Source organism: Flavobacterium paronense, from assembly GCF_030409795.1.
In the GTDB taxonomy this organism is placed as follows: Bacteria; Bacteroidota; Bacteroidia; order Flavobacteriales; family Flavobacteriaceae; genus Flavobacterium; species Flavobacterium paronense.
On the sequence record NZ_JAUFQN010000019.1, the window covers coordinates 1,255,995 to 1,270,331 of the forward strand.

The window sequence follows — 14,337 nt, forward strand, 5'->3', positions numbered from 1 at the left end:
TTTTATGAATTCACTAAAAGTGTTGACATCCCGCCATCAACATGAAAGATTTGTCCTGAAATCCAGGAACTCTTTTCTGTCAAAAGAAAGTTTGCCATTTGCGCTATATCATTAGTTGTTCCTACTCGTTTTAAAGGATGACGTAGTGCTGATTTTTCTCTTTTCTCCTCGTTGCTTAAAAACTTTTCAGCCAATGGCGTATCGGTTAATGATGGCGCAATTACGTTTACTCTAATTTTCGGAGCATATTCAGCCGCAAGAGCTTTAGCAAACCCTTCGATGGCTCCTTTTGAAGCCGCAACACTAGTGTGAAAAGGCATTCCCATTTTGACAGCAACCGTACTAAACAAAACAATACTTGATTGTTCAGAAGCCGTTAGTTGAGGTAAAATACTTTGAATAACTTTTACCATCGAAAAGAAATTTAGTTGCATATCACTTTCAAATGTTTCTAATTTTAGCCCACGAAAAGGACGCAAATTAATACTTCCCGGGCAATAAACCAATCCGTCAATAATTGCAGGTAATTTAGAACTGTCAAGGGTATCAGTTGTAGCATCAAAAGCAATATGTGTTATGTTGAGATTAGACAAATTATCATCGGTTCGTGAAGCAACAAAAAGATTGTTTCCATTTTGCAATTCTTTTGCTAATTCAAGTCCGATACCATAGGAGCCGCCAATTAAGAGTATGTTTTTCATGTTTATTTATATTAGAGACGCAATTAATCGCGTCTTTACGATTTGTATTCTCCAAAGAGTTCGATTAGTTTTTTACTACGATAATCAAAGATTTCCTTGAGTTTTGGCGCTACTAAAAAAGGATGCACCAGTTGACCTAAAATTCCCATTGGCACTTTATAATCTACAATGTCTTCCATTTCAACACCACCTGGAATCTCTTTCAGAAAATGTTTATGATGCCATAATGCATAAGGTCCGAAACGCTGTTCGTCAACAAAGTATTTTTTATCCACTACATGTGTAATTTCGGTTACCCATTTCATTGGAATGCTCAAAACAGGAGTCACGATATACTGAATAATTTGACCTGCAAACATTTCTTTCTCATCTCCCGAAAGGGTTTTAAAGCCCATGTAATCAGGTGTTATTGTTTTTAAATTTTTAGGATTTGATAGGAATTCCCATGCTTGGTCTAAGCTAATAGGTAAATTTTGTTTCGTATGTAAAGTATAAATCTTCATCGCAATTTTTTTGTAAAAGTACTATTTTTTGTTTATTTATTTGTCAAAAAAAGTAAACAAAATATTTAAGTTATTCTTAACACATATCAATTCATACTATTTATAAATTTGAAAAACTTCTAAACAAACAACTCATGAAAAGAATTATTTTCGTTTTAGCATCTATCATTGCTAGTTATGTACTTAACGCTCAGGTAAAATCCCCACAACCAAGTCCACACGCTACACTAACACAAGTTGTTGGTTTGACTGATGTAACCCTAGATTATTCTCGTCCGAGTGCTAAAGGAAGAATAATTTTTGGTGATTTAGTTCCGTTTGGTAAGCTTTGGAGAACTGGCGCCAATGCTAATACAACTGTTACGTTTAGCGATGATGTTGTGATTAACGGGACTACACTTAAAAAAGGAAAATATGCTTTGTATACCACACCAAAAGCAGATATGTGGGAAGTGATTTTATATACAGATACTGATAATTGGGGAACTCCAGAAAATTGGGATGCCAACAAAGTAGCAGTTTTAGTTAATGTTGACCCAGTTGCTCTTAATAATGCTGTAGAATCATTCACTATTTCGGTTGGTAATTTAACCAACGATAGTGCCACATTGGATATTGCTTGGGAAAAGACCATGGTTTCTGTGAAGTTTGAAGTGCCGACTCAAAAAACTGCAATGGCGAGTATTGAAAAAACATTAGCCGGACCAACTGCTGGTGATTATTATTCAGCTGGTCAATATTTTTTTCAATCTAATGGTGATATGAATAAAGCTTTAGAATATGTAAACAAAGCAATATCGATGTTAAAACCCGGCGAAGAGGTTCCGTTCTGGCAATTGCGTCAAAAATCTTTAATTCAAGCTAAATTAGGAGATAAAACTGGAGCTATTACTACTGCAAAATTATCATTAGCTGGTGCAGAAAAAGCTAAAAACAATGATTACGTTAAAATGAATAACGATAGTATAAAAGATTGGAGTAAAAAATAAGTTAATACTATTTATCAAAGACCACGATTTCCGTTTAAGATTTCGTGGTTTTTTTATGCTATAACTTTTTGTTTTCTTCTTAAAATGAGTTGGGTAAGTATAGATAAAATGACGGTTAGAGAAGCCCCAATAAAATTCAGCCACAAATAGCCTAATTTTTCCTGACCCGTTGGATAGATATGAATGGTATAATAGTAAATGAAGAATATGGTAATTTGACTAACTACAGCACTATAGAAAATAGCATTTGCTTTCACAAATTTGATGTAAAAGCCAACCAAGAACACTCCCAAAACAGTTCCGTAGAAAATGGAACCAACAATATTAACCAATTGTATCAGGTTTTCAAACAAGGTGCCCACGCAAGCAAAACCGATTGCAATTATACCCCAAAGCAGCGTGAAAGACTTCGTTGCATTCACAAAATGTTTTTCTGATTTTTCTTCTTTGATATTTCGTTTATAAATATCAATCGCGGTTGTGGATGCCAAAGCGGTTAAACCCGAAGCAGAGGAAGACATAGCGGCTGAAAGAATTACGGCTAACAAAAGTCCGATTAAGCCCGAAGGTAAATAATGTAAAATAAAATAGATAAAGACATAATCCTTGTCATTAGTTTCCGCTTTTTCATCGACTTTGCTAATGATTACTTTGGCTTCTTCATGTAAGTCCTTTTCTTTTCCTGAGAGTGAAATTAGTTTTTTTCTCAAAATAGGATTGTCATAATTCTGATTTAAATGATCAATATAAAGCAAGTTGAATTCTTTCTTTTCTTCAGATAATTGTGCTAATTGCTTTTCAAGCGAATGATATTCATCTGCATATTTTGATTTTTCAATCGCAGCTTTATTAACAGGATTGAAATTAAGCGGAACCGGATTGAATTGGAAAAACACAAAAACCATTACACCAGTCAACAGAATAAAGAACTGCATTGGCACTTTCAGAAAACCATTCATTATTAAACCCATTTGGCTTTCTCTATCTGATTTTCCAGATAAGTAACGTCCCACTTGTGATTGGTCTGTACCAAAATAGGAAAGCATCAGGAAAAATCCACCAGTAATACCACTCCAAAAAGTATATCTGTTTTCAGGATCGAATGAAAAGTCTAAGATGTTCATTTTGTCATTGGCACCCGCAATATGCATGGCATTAGAAAACGTCATGTCATTGGGCAACAAATGCAATATCAAAAAGAAGGTTATAAACATGCCTAACATGATGACAAACATTTGCTGTTTTTGAGTAACATTTACGGCTTTTGTTCCACCAGCGAAAGTGTAAATGATAACCAATATTCCGATGATGATATTTAGCATGGTTAAATTCCAACCCAATATAGAAGACAAAATAATGGATGGCGCATAAATGGTTAAACCAGTACCCAAACCTCTTTGAATCAGAAATAAAATAGCAGTAAACGATCGTGTTTTTAAATCAAATCGCTGTTCTAGATATTCATAAGCGGTAAATACTTTTAGTTTGTGATAAATAGGAATGAAAGTCATCGAAATAACTACCATGGCAATGGGCAAACCAAAATAGAATTGCACAAATCCCATTCCGTCATGATAGGCTTGTCCCGGAGTTGAAAGGAATGTTATCGCGCTAGCTTGAGTTGCCATTACTGAAAGACCAACCGTCCACCAAGGCGTTTCTTTGTTTCCAAGGATATAGTCTTCTACATTTTTGCTTCCTTTGGTTTTATAAACGCCATAGAAAACAATAAATAAAAGCGTTACCGATAAGACAATCCAGTCGAGTTGTTGCATATTAATAGAATAATTGCATTAAAAGAAAAAACACAATAATATAAATAGCATTAATAACTAAAACCCAAGTATAGCTGTTTTTCCATGCGCTTGTTTTTTTATTTTCCATAATTATTCTCCTATTGCTATGATGTTTGCCAATAATCTAAAAGCGCCAGAAACACCTTCGGGTAATTCTCTAAAGAAACTTAAACCTGTATATACATAGTTTCCTTTGCCATATTTAGCTATTAATAACGCTCCGTTTTTTGGGTTCTCACCTTTGTCGTTGGAAGAAAGAATAGGAGTAAAGGCAGCATCCCATTCGTTTGGATAATATAAACCTTGTTCTTGTTTCCAATCTTTGAAATCTTCTTGAGTGATTTTATTTGGATAATTCAATACCGGATGGTTTGGATTCAAAAAGCGGACTTCTGCATTTTCTTCTGTAACTCTGTCCCGGGAAATTTTTAAGGGAAACGGAGACATGTCTTTAGTAACTAAATCGTCTGTAGTGTTGTATTGTACAATCATCGTTTTGCCGTTTTTGACAAAATCTAACAAAATATTTTGCTTGAATGCTAAGGCGTTTACAGTATTATAAGCACGAATTCCGGTCATAACAACATCATAGTTTTCAAGCTTTTCTGTAGAAATTTCATCTGGTTTAATGATGTCAACTTCATAGCCCATTTGAGCTAAGCTTTTAGGAACTTCGTCTCCAGCACCCATGATGTAAGCAATCTTTTCATTCTTGGTTTTAATTTTCAAACGAATCGCTTTGGTTTCAGCAGGTTTCAGCACCATTTGTTTGTATATGTGCGGATAATTTATGTCTATTTTATTTAAATTGTAGGTTTGTCCGTCAACGGTTACAATGCTTTTGATGTTTATTTCGCTGACTTCTTTTGATGGAGAAACGCTGAAAACAGCCAAAACTTCTTGTCCTTTTTTATCGATAGAAAAAGGAATTTCTATTGGAGATACTTCCCAACCTTGAGGCATTACTAGTTTTACGTTACCATTAATGGCATCTTTACCTGCTTTTACTTTTACAGTAATAGTTTTGTCTCTATCGTTATTGAAAATATAAACTTTCTCGGCGAACACTGAAGTCACAGCAGGGACAATATCCAGTGGTTGATAGACTTCTCCTTTTACATCGTCGTTGTATTTGTAGACTACGTTTCGTTCAAAAGGGATTTCAACTCCATTTATTTCAATCCAAAAACCAACTTTTACTTGGCGTATCACATCTGGAATGCCAATATTTTCTTGGTTATCTACACGATACATGCCAACGGTTCCCATTTGATTAAGCCAATAGGGATTGGTGTATTCAAATTTTAGACCTTCATTAAAACTCTTTGTAAGATCAAGTAAAATCGTTTTTGTAAACGGAATATTGTTTTTAAGTTCTACATTTTTTTGTTCATCTTCGTGAATATAAGTAGGCACAGCACCAATGCCAGTCAAGTTCATCGCTACAGTACTTCTATTGATAGCTTCAATTTTCAATTTAATACTGCTATTGGGTGTTACTTCTTGTACCTCAGAAACAGCTTCTAAATATAAGCCAGTACAACCAGCAATTATCTTTTTTATTTCTTCTGATTTTACTGTTCTCCAGTGTGAATTGTCTAAATTATCAATCAAAGAATAAGCTTTGACTAATTCATTTATAGAAGCTGATGGGTTTTTAAAATCAAAGTTTTTTTCTACGTTGGCAAGAATATCTCCGATTTCCTTTCCGCCTTTAATACGATTCCAAGTTGTATCTATTCCGTCAAAAAGGTTAGTTTTATCTGTAGGTGAATCACCTTTTAGGAATTCCAAATATTCTTCATCTTCGCCTCGAGTTCCTGTAGAACCAAATCCCTGTGACTGATGGCGACTTCTACTAAGCGCAGCAATTTCCTGATTGGATTTTCCTAACGATTGGTAATAGGTTCCGATTTGTAGTTTGCTTAAATTACTTTTATCGGCAGCATCAAACATTTCTTTGCTACCGTAAAACCACCACGAAGTGTTAAAAAATAAACGCTTTGGTTGCCAAATCGATGTGAACTGTAACTGATTTGGAAAAACGGAGGCATCGTTTACTTTGTCAAAAGCTTCATAACTCAGCATAGCAGATGAAGTGTGATGGCCATGTGTTGTTCCGGGAGAACGATGATCAAAACGGTTAATGATTACATCAGGTTGAAACTTTCTGATTACCCAAATGACATCACTCAACACTTGGTCTTTATCCCAAATTTGCAATGTTTCATCTGGGTTTTTGGAAAATCCAAAGTCATTGGCACGCGAAAAGAATTGTACACCGCCATCAATTTTACGAGCTTCTATGAGCTCTTGTGTTCTTATTACTCCAAGTTGTTCGCGAAGTTCCGGACCAATTAAGTTTTGCCCTCCGTCGCCACGAGTTAAAGATAAATAGCCGGTTTGTGCTTTTATAGTATTGGATAAATAGGCAATCAAACGTGTGTTTTCATCATCAGGATGTGCTGCAATATATAAGACAGAACCCAGAAAGTTAAGTTTCTGGATTTGATTATACAACTCAACTGCATTAGGTTTTGCTGGTTGTTGTGCTACTCCTTTTAAGCTTAATATAAGTAGCAAGTATAGTATAAAGTGTTTCATTGGAAATGGTTTGCCATTGCTCAAATATACTAATTCTTGTTTATAGTTTCGGATTGGTAGATATTGGTTTATAGTTTATTTAACAATTTACCAACTTTAATTTTTGTAGTATATATATAACTAATTTCTTTAATAGTGTAACTTTTAAAGCCATCGTATTAACCAATTTTGTACTATGATTTTAACACCACATATTATGGATACTATTAATAAAAAAGAACTTGAAATATTTAAAATTTCAGGAGATTGGGATTTACAATCAAAACTACTGAGAAGAAAGTTTCCACAATTAACACCCTCCGATTTAGAATTTCAAAGGGATGGAGAAAAGGACTTATTTAAAAGAATTGAAAAACGCCTCAATAAAAAGGAGTCAGAAGTTGTTAAGATTATTAAAGAAACATTACCAGACAAATTTATTAACAACTTAAAAATAAAATATCATGAATAATCTACTGTACACGGTTGCTGTAATCTTAATAATATTATGGGCTTTAGGGTTTTTTGCATTCGGAATGGGTAATCTAATCCACATTCTTTTAGTTATTGCAATTATTGCCATATTAGTTAGAGTTATCAAAGGAGAAAATGTAGTTTAAAAATTAACATTTATAATTAAAAACAATAAAAAAAACAAAATGAAAAAATCAATTCTTGCTATAATTATAGCTATAACTATTCATACAGGTGCAAAAGCTCAAGAAACAATAAAAGCCAAAAGCACTAGTGATTCTGATACCAGAAAGAATATTATTTTAGGAGCAAAATTAGGAGCAAACTACTCAAATGTATATGATAGCCAAGGTGAAGACTTTGTTGCTGATGCTAAATTAGGTTTTGTTGCAGGTGGATTTGTTACTATTCCTTTAGGGAAATTATTTGCCATTCAACCTGAGGTATTGTACTCTCAAAAAGGGTTTAAAGGTTCGGGGACATTATTTGGAAGCCCATATAATTATACACGAACTACAGATTATTTAGATATTCCACTTTTTGTAGCTATTAGACCAAGTGAGTACATCTCAATATTGGCTGGTCCACAATTTTCTTTCTTAATGAGCGAGAAAAATGAATTTACAAGTGCTACTGTAAATGCAACGCAAGAGCAAGCTTTTAACAATGATAATATTAGAAAAAACACCTTTTGTTTAATTGGTGGTATAGATGTTAATATTGACAAATTAGTAATAGGAGCCAGAGCAGGATGGGATTTAAAAACTAATAATGGTGATGGTACTTCAGATACACCACGATATAAAAACATGTGGTATCAGTTAACATTGGGATACAAATTTTAGCAAATATTAATTTAAAATTAAAACAAATGAAAAATTCAAGCGATAGTATGAAAGTAATAGGGGCATTAATAATTGGGGCAGCAACAGGAGCAACCTTAGGAGTATTATTTGCACCTAAAAAAGGTTCAAAAACAAGAAAGAGTATTGTTGGGAGCGCCAAAAAAATGACAAGAAATTTTAAGGAAAAAATGGATGATGAAATAAAAGTTTTAAAAAAGAAAGCAAAAAAAGAGGCCGAATTTTTGAAAGATAAAGGAATTAAAATTGAAAAGGAAATACAAAAGAAATCAGGAAATTTTAAAAGCGTTATCGATAATCAATTGGATCAGGAAGCAGATGCGCTAAATCATAAAAAACACTAACGTTTAACTATAAAAAGTGATAGTTACAAAAAAAACCTCTTATAACATAAGAGGTTTTTTTCATCTAATTATTAACTTAAAAAAACATGAATGAACTTAATCGGAAGATGCAGTTTGATTTGTAAATCGGCCTTTAGAATTATAAGGATACATCTTTTTGTGAGTTGCAAGAAGTTGGTATGGTTCTTCTCCATCAAAATCTGTAATTGCTACTCTTACTTTATTATAAATTGAATACCCACCATAGTTAGTTGGTAAATTTTCTGCTTTTTGCCATTCTCCATTTATCTTATAATGGTATACTAGTTCAAGGTTGTCAAAATAGGCCTCAAGATTTGGAAAATAATAATACCGAACATAACAGTTCGTTTTTGAATCAATAGGCAATGAAGATATTTCATCTTTAGCTGTTTGTGCACTTGATAGATAACAAGTGAAAAGAAACAACATTACGAATATTTTTTTTAATGATTTCATGATTTTGACTTTTTTGTTTTAAGTTTTGGGGCAAAAAATGATACAATCATTTTACAAAACATAAAAATTATCATTACAAATATATAAAATACATTTTAAAAAAATCAGTTAAAAAGTATAAATAATCGATAAAATACATTTTATTTATTTATTTTTAAGAAAAATAGTATTTATTTTGTTGTTTAACAATACTTTAATAAGTATTAGAAGTGAAATGTCAATCCATAAATTCTTTTTCTTCATATTTAGATTTGATAATAGAAATACCTTTCTGAAGAAGTAAGTTATTGGGATAGGTAATGCGTTCTCCTTTATCAGTTTTTAAATAAATATGAAACGCTTTTATATCTTCAATTTCGGCTTTAATAGGGAAGTCTTTATCATGTACCTGAATAATATCTCCTATTCGAAATGGGAAAAAGAAAAATAAAATAATACCCGAAGTAATATTACTTAAGATAGACCATTGGGCAAACATGGCAACACCAACAACGGTTGTGACCGAGGATAAAGTAAAAAGAATGTCTTTTTTTTGTACACCCCAAATTATAATTAGGCAAATTATTGCCAAGATATTTATTAATAAGTGAATGTATTTTATGACCAAATTGGTTCTATGTTCCATAATAGAGGACAATTTAGCGTAACGACGAATCAGTTTTGCCGTAATAATTCTTAGAAATATAATAATGAGTAAAAGTACTCCAGTTGCTATAACTTCTTTAATAAAATTAGAAAAAAAGGACATGATTATAGTTGTGATAATTATTAATCAATTGTGTTTTCAAGAATATTTTCATTGTTTTCTTGAGCGTTTTTTATAGGGTTAGTTTCAGTATCATCAGTATTGAAATCTAAAGCTGTTGTGGTATTATGATAATTATAATGTGGTAATCTGATTTTGTGCCATTCAAAAGTTTTTGGTAAATCGTCACCCAACAAATAACCCCATGGTTCTAAAGAATCTATTCTGTCAAAAATTACTTTTATAATAGCAATTATTGGAATTGCTAAAAACATTCCTGTAATACCTCCTAAAACATTACCGATAATTATACCAACAATAGACACAAACGCATTGATTTGTACTTTTGAATTAACAAATAGCGGAACTAAAATGTTATTATCTATAAGTTGTACAACTATATTAACTACAATTACTCCAATAACTATAGATAAATCTGTTGAACCAGAAAGTGATACAACTATACTTAACCCTCCAGCAAACAATATTCCTATGTAAGGAACCAAATTTAAAATACCAGTTATGATTCCAAGTAAAATGAAATATTCTACTCCAATTAAGTACAAACCAATAGTGGTTAGAATCGAAACGGCAACCATTTCGAATAACAATCCAACTACATAGCTTTGAACTGCAATTTTGATTTGAAATAAAACTTCGCGAAGTTTTTTGTGATTTTCAGGTTTGTATAGTTTGGTAAAAAAAATGATAAAATGATTTTGATACAACAAAAACAGAAAAGTATAAATAGGTATTAATGTTACAGTTAATAATAAGTCACTAAATGAATTTAAGGTACTACCAACAATTTCGTTACCCGATTTAAAACTATTTTTTGCTGCATTGTCTATAATTTCTATTTGTTCTCTTTTGCTTAAATGGAAATTATCTCTAATTATTTGTTGAAAATGTTCAATATGATAGTAAAAATTATTTTTTATTTTCCCCCAATCATCAGCCATATCAGTAACTTGAAGTGATATAAAATAGAAGAGTCCTAAAAAAATTAATACAAATAAAACAATAGCGAAAATCACAGCTATTAAATGTGGAAATCTTAATCTCCTAGTCAAAAATGTGACAACCGGACGAAGAATGATGGCAAAAAGTAATGAAAGTAATATGGGAAAAATAATATCTTGGCCAAAGTATAAAATAACAAATAGTCCAATCAAGCAAAGTAATATGGCTGTAAGCTTGATATAAAAAGGATATTTTATTGTTTCAGTCATAATAGTTTATTTTTAGTAAAGTTACCTTTTTTTTCTTTCACTCGTAATTGCTCAAATACTGATATACTTTCTCAGTTGGAAGTCCAACAACATTAGTATATGAACCATCAATTCTGGTAATGCCAACTAATCCAATCCATTCCTGAATGCCATAAGCACCAGCTTTGTCAAAAGGTTTGTAGTTATCGAGATAATAATGTATTGCTTCATCAGTAAGCTGATTGAAAGTCACTTTAGTAACATCAAAAATAGTTTCTGTTTTGTTAATCGTTGTAAAGCAAACCGAAGTAATTACTTCGTGCGTTTCATTTGATAATGATCTTAAAATAGCAAAAGCGTCATCATAATCTTTTGGTTTTCCCAAGGCTTTATTATTGAGCCAAACAATTGTATCGCTTGTTACTACAAGTTCATTTACAGCTATTTCTCCGTTGAAAGCATTGGCTTTTAGTTGGGCTAAATAGTTGGTAATTTCCAAACCTTGCAAATTATCCGGATAAATTTCTTCGATATCTTTTAATCGAATTTCAAAATCAAGGTCTAAATCTTTGAAAAACTGTTGCCTTCTTGGTGAACCAGAAGCTAAGATTATTTTATAAACTTTAAGTTTATCACTTAACATTTTGCATTATGTTTAAATTGATAGCTAAAATGGAAAGTATCCCAAAAAATATTATCCATTTTAAAATGACACTCAATAAATGGAAATCTTCTTTTGTTTTAGCATTTAATATTTTAACGACAAAGAAAATCATGGGGGCAACAATAAATAACAAACCATAAATAACGGCATAATAAAGCTTTGAAGACATTAAATTACTATTGATATACCATAATAAAATTAATGTAGCAATTATGCCCAATACTCCAACAATTTTTGAAGTCTTTTCATTTCCAATAGCTATTGGCAGTGTACTCATTCCGTTATTATAATCACCTTCTACATCTTCCATGTCTTTAACAATTTCACGTATCAAATTTATTATAAACGCAAAGACAGCATAGTCAATTAATATCGAAAACATAACTCCCATTTCGGCTTGATTGCCATCATAAGTAGCCGGTAATAAGTCAAAAAGACCAATGATAATAACACTAAATGATAGGAGCAAAGCCACAATGATATTACCAATTAAAAGCATTTGTTTTAAACTCGTAGCATACATGTATAAAGTGGCTGAAATGATAATAAACGCACCGGCAAAGCTAGGTTTGTGAATTACACTTGCCAAATAATAACCAATGCCAACACCAGTTATATTGAGAACAAAATAGAAATTATAAGCTGCTTTTTCGGATAGGGATTTACCAACAATTATATTCTCTTTTTTGTTATCATAATCTGTTTCCTGATCTAAAATGTCATTGATAATATAACCAGCAGCTGCAATTAAAACTGTGGCAAGAACTAATAGTCCATATTGCCAATCATTTAGAGATAAAAATATGTTTTGAAATTTTAAAAATCCATAACGAAAAAGCAATTGCATGAAAGCAAGAAGCAGTAAGTTTTGGTAACGTATTAATTTAAAATACTTCATTTATGGTTAATTTAGTTATTTGGTTAATCGTGTTTGCCGTTATAATACATATGCCATTTGCCTTGCACTTTCATCACTTGTTCAATGACATCTCGGACGGCTCCTTTACCGCCATTGATATGTGAAATATATTTAGAAATGGCTTTTATTTCCGGACTGGCATCTTGTGGGCATGTTGGCAAACCAACTAATTGCATCACATGAAAGTCGGGAATATCATCGCCCATGTATAAAACGTGTTCTGGATTGATATTGTATAATTCAATGTATTCTTTAAAAGTGGTTACTTTATCTGATGATGCCAAGTGTATATCCGTAATTCCCAAATTTTTCAAACGAATGCGAACACCTTCGTTATTTCCACCAGAAATAATACATACATTATAACCACTTTCCATGGCAGCTTTCATAGCAAAACCATCGCGAATGTTCATGATTCTCAGCATTTCACCAGTTGGAGTAACATGAACAGAACTGTCGGTTAATACGCCATCAACATCAAGGATAAAGGTCGTGATGTCGTTTAGAATTTCTTTATAACTTTTTTCCATTATCGATAATAGATTTTGTTAGCAATTTATATAGTTCTTTTTGGTTGTCATTTGTTAAGTAATTCAAATGAGCATTTATGGTCTGTGTATCTTTTCTTTTAGCTGGTCCGGTTTGCGCTTCATTTGGCGAAAGCGTCAAAATTTTATTGGCTGTTTCTTGAATTAATGGCTTTAATAGGTCAAAAGACAAATCATTTTCAATGCAAATATCGTTTCCTATTTGATATAAATGATTGACAAAATTACAAACAAAAACAGCAGCAACATGTAATGCTTTTCTTTGTTCGGAATTAATATGAAAGACAACATTCGAAATTGATTTGGCAACCATTTGAAGCGTTTTTAAATCATTATCATTTTGAGCTTCTAAGCAAATCGGAGTGGTTTTAAAATTGATTTCTTTTGATTTGGTGAATGTTTGCAAAGGATAAAAAACACCTTGACGATTTTTACTATTTATTGCTTCAATAGCAATACTGCCCGATGTATGCGCCACTAATTGATTTTCGAAGGGAATTTGGTTAGAAACAGCTGCTATAGCTTCATCAGTAACAGCAATAATAGTTACGTCAACAAGCTTAAGTTCATTTAAATTTACAATGATTTTGTCAACCGAAATCAATTGGGCAACTGATTCTTGGTTTCTGGCAAATACTTGAACCAATTCAATATCAGTAGTTTTACTAAACTCTTGAATAAGATGTTGGGCAACATTTCCAGAACCAATTATTGACACTCGAATCATGGGGCTAAATTATCGAAAAATAATTTCTTTTTTAGAATATTCCGATTATGTTTTTAATCAGGCTTTAATTGGACGAAACCAATAATGACAATAACTAAATTGAACACAGTTACAAGTTAATACAAAATTCACCTATCTGGTTGACACACTCAATAAAAAATACTACTTTTACAACCCAAACAACACTATCATGAGTCAAAAAGTATTGCTCACTTCCAAAGAAGTCAATATCATACTCCATCGTTTGGCTTGTCAGTTAATCGAAAATCATCTTGATTTTTCCAATTCAGTTCTTATCGGCATACAACCTCGCGGAGTTTCTCTAGCCGAAAGATTAAAGACCATTTTAGAAACTGATTACAACATCAAAAATATATCATTAGGATTTTTAGATATTACTTTTTTTCGTGATGATTTCCGTCGTGGCGAAAAACAATTAGAGGCAAATAAAACCCAAATTGATTTTCTGGTAGAAGATAAAAAAGTAGTTTTTATTGATGATGTACTTTTCACTGGAAGAAGTATACGCGCAGGACTAACCGCCATACAATCTTTTGGAAGACCATCAGAAATTGAGTTATTAGTGTTGATTGACAGAAGATTCAGTAGGCATCTCCCAATTCAACCTGATTATCGAGGTCGCCAGGTAGATGTCATTAATGATGAAAAAGTAAAAGTTTGCTGGAAAGAGAAGGATGGGGAAGATGCGGTTTATTTGATTTAAGAGAAAAAAGAAACCAGAAGAAATAAACAAGAAGCAAAAGAAAATAAAGAATATAGATTCAACACAACT

At 32.1% G+C, this 14,337-nt stretch carries 17 protein-coding genes; 6 read left to right on the forward strand and 11 right to left on the reverse strand.

The features are described 5' to 3' along the window. Positions 1-2: 2 nt before the first annotated feature. Positions 3-701: an SDR family NAD(P)-dependent oxidoreductase gene (locus QWY90_RS06785; protein WP_290285118.1), complete on the reverse strand. Its 699-nt coding sequence runs from the start codon at positions 699-701 to the stop codon at positions 3-5. A 35-nt stretch (positions 702-736) separates the two neighbouring features. Next, positions 737-1,204: an SRPBCC family protein gene (locus QWY90_RS06790; RefSeq protein WP_290285119.1), complete on the reverse strand. Its 468-nt coding sequence runs from the start codon at positions 1,202-1,204 to the stop codon at positions 737-739. A gap of 134 nt (positions 1,205-1,338) precedes the next feature. Between QWY90_RS06790 and QWY90_RS06795 the strand changes: the two genes are divergently transcribed. Then, complete coding sequence (locus tag QWY90_RS06795; protein WP_290285120.1) at positions 1,339-2,193, forward strand: DUF2911 domain-containing protein; 855 nt, start codon at positions 1,339-1,341, stop codon at positions 2,191-2,193. A 53-nt stretch (positions 2,194-2,246) separates the two neighbouring features. On the opposite strand, the gene QWY90_RS06800 is transcribed toward QWY90_RS06795, so the two are convergent. Beyond that, positions 2,247-3,968, reverse strand: coding sequence for a sodium:solute symporter family protein (locus QWY90_RS06800; protein WP_290285121.1), 1,722 nt, complete (start codon positions 3,966-3,968; stop codon positions 2,247-2,249). 111 nt (positions 3,969-4,079) lie between these two features. Beyond that, positions 4,080-6,593, reverse strand: a complete 2,514-nt coding sequence (locus QWY90_RS06805; RefSeq protein WP_290285122.1) for a PIG-L family deacetylase — start codon at positions 6,591-6,593, stop codon at positions 4,080-4,082. A gap of 175 nt (positions 6,594-6,768) precedes the next feature. On the opposite strand from QWY90_RS06805, the gene QWY90_RS06810 reads away from it, so the two are divergent. Genes QWY90_RS06810 through QWY90_RS06825 form a run of 4 tightly spaced genes read left to right on the forward strand, consistent with a single transcriptional unit; the run spans position 6,769 to position 8,253 of the window. After that, complete coding sequence (locus QWY90_RS06810; RefSeq protein WP_290285123.1) at positions 6,769-7,044, forward strand: hypothetical protein; 276 nt, start codon at positions 6,769-6,771, stop codon at positions 7,042-7,044. Next, a complete protein-coding gene (locus tag QWY90_RS06815) occupies positions 7,037-7,192 on the forward strand; it encodes a lmo0937 family membrane protein (RefSeq protein ID WP_290285124.1) in 156 nt (51 codons plus the stop codon). Before QWY90_RS06810 ends, QWY90_RS06815 begins: the two co-directional genes overlap by 8 nt. A 39-nt stretch (positions 7,193-7,231) precedes the next feature. Beyond that, positions 7,232-7,891 (forward strand): porin family protein, encoded by a 660-nt coding sequence (locus QWY90_RS06820; protein ID WP_290285125.1) that lies wholly within the window; start codon positions 7,232-7,234, stop codon positions 7,889-7,891. 26 nt (positions 7,892-7,917) lie between these two features. Continuing rightward, complete coding sequence (locus QWY90_RS06825; RefSeq protein WP_290285126.1) at positions 7,918-8,253, forward strand: YtxH domain-containing protein; 336 nt, start codon at positions 7,918-7,920, stop codon at positions 8,251-8,253. Between the two features lie 96 nt (positions 8,254-8,349). Here QWY90_RS06825 and QWY90_RS06830 read toward each other — a convergent pair whose 3' ends face one another. The 7 genes from QWY90_RS06830 to QWY90_RS06860 all read right to left on the reverse strand — a co-directional run bounded on the left by QWY90_RS06830 (position 8,350) and on the right by QWY90_RS06860 (position 13,544). Continuing rightward, positions 8,350-8,730 (reverse strand): hypothetical protein, encoded by a 381-nt coding sequence (locus tag QWY90_RS06830; RefSeq protein WP_290285127.1) that lies wholly within the window; start codon positions 8,728-8,730, stop codon positions 8,350-8,352. Between the two features lie 217 nt (positions 8,731-8,947). Next, the gene (locus QWY90_RS06835) at positions 8,948-9,478 is read right to left on the reverse strand and encodes a mechanosensitive ion channel domain-containing protein (RefSeq protein WP_290285128.1); all 531 of its coding nucleotides are present in this window, start codon (positions 9,476-9,478) and stop codon (positions 8,948-8,950) included. A gap of 20 nt (positions 9,479-9,498) precedes the next feature. Next, positions 9,499-10,707 (reverse strand): AI-2E family transporter, encoded by a 1,209-nt coding sequence (locus tag QWY90_RS06840; RefSeq protein WP_290285129.1) that lies wholly within the window; start codon positions 10,705-10,707, stop codon positions 9,499-9,501. Positions 10,708-10,744: 37 nt separating this feature from the next. Then, on the reverse strand, positions 10,745-11,329 hold the full coding sequence (locus QWY90_RS06845; protein ID WP_290285130.1) for a Maf-like protein: 585 nt from the start codon (positions 11,327-11,329) through the stop codon (positions 10,745-10,747). Beyond that, positions 11,319-12,248, reverse strand: coding sequence for a geranylgeranylglycerol-phosphate geranylgeranyltransferase (locus QWY90_RS06850; RefSeq protein ID WP_290285131.1), 930 nt, complete (start codon positions 12,246-12,248; stop codon positions 11,319-11,321). The genes QWY90_RS06845 and QWY90_RS06850 overlap by 11 nt, the downstream gene beginning before the upstream one ends. A gap of 23 nt (positions 12,249-12,271) precedes the next feature. Then, positions 12,272-12,799 carry a KdsC family phosphatase gene (locus QWY90_RS06855; RefSeq protein ID WP_290285132.1) on the reverse strand — a complete coding sequence of 176 codons (528 nt, stop codon included), beginning with the start codon at positions 12,797-12,799 and terminating at the stop codon, positions 12,272-12,274. Next, on the reverse strand, positions 12,783-13,544 hold the full coding sequence (locus QWY90_RS06860) for a Rossmann-like and DUF2520 domain-containing protein (RefSeq protein ID WP_290285133.1): 762 nt from the start codon (positions 13,542-13,544) through the stop codon (positions 12,783-12,785). The genes QWY90_RS06855 and QWY90_RS06860 overlap by 17 nt, the downstream gene beginning before the upstream one ends. Positions 13,545-13,734: 190 nt before the next feature. On the opposite strand from QWY90_RS06860, the gene pyrR reads away from it, so the two are divergent. Beyond that, positions 13,735-14,268, forward strand: coding sequence for a bifunctional pyr operon transcriptional regulator/uracil phosphoribosyltransferase PyrR (gene pyrR, locus QWY90_RS06865; RefSeq protein ID WP_290285134.1), 534 nt, complete (start codon positions 13,735-13,737; stop codon positions 14,266-14,268). Positions 14,269-14,337 lie beyond the last annotated feature (69 nt).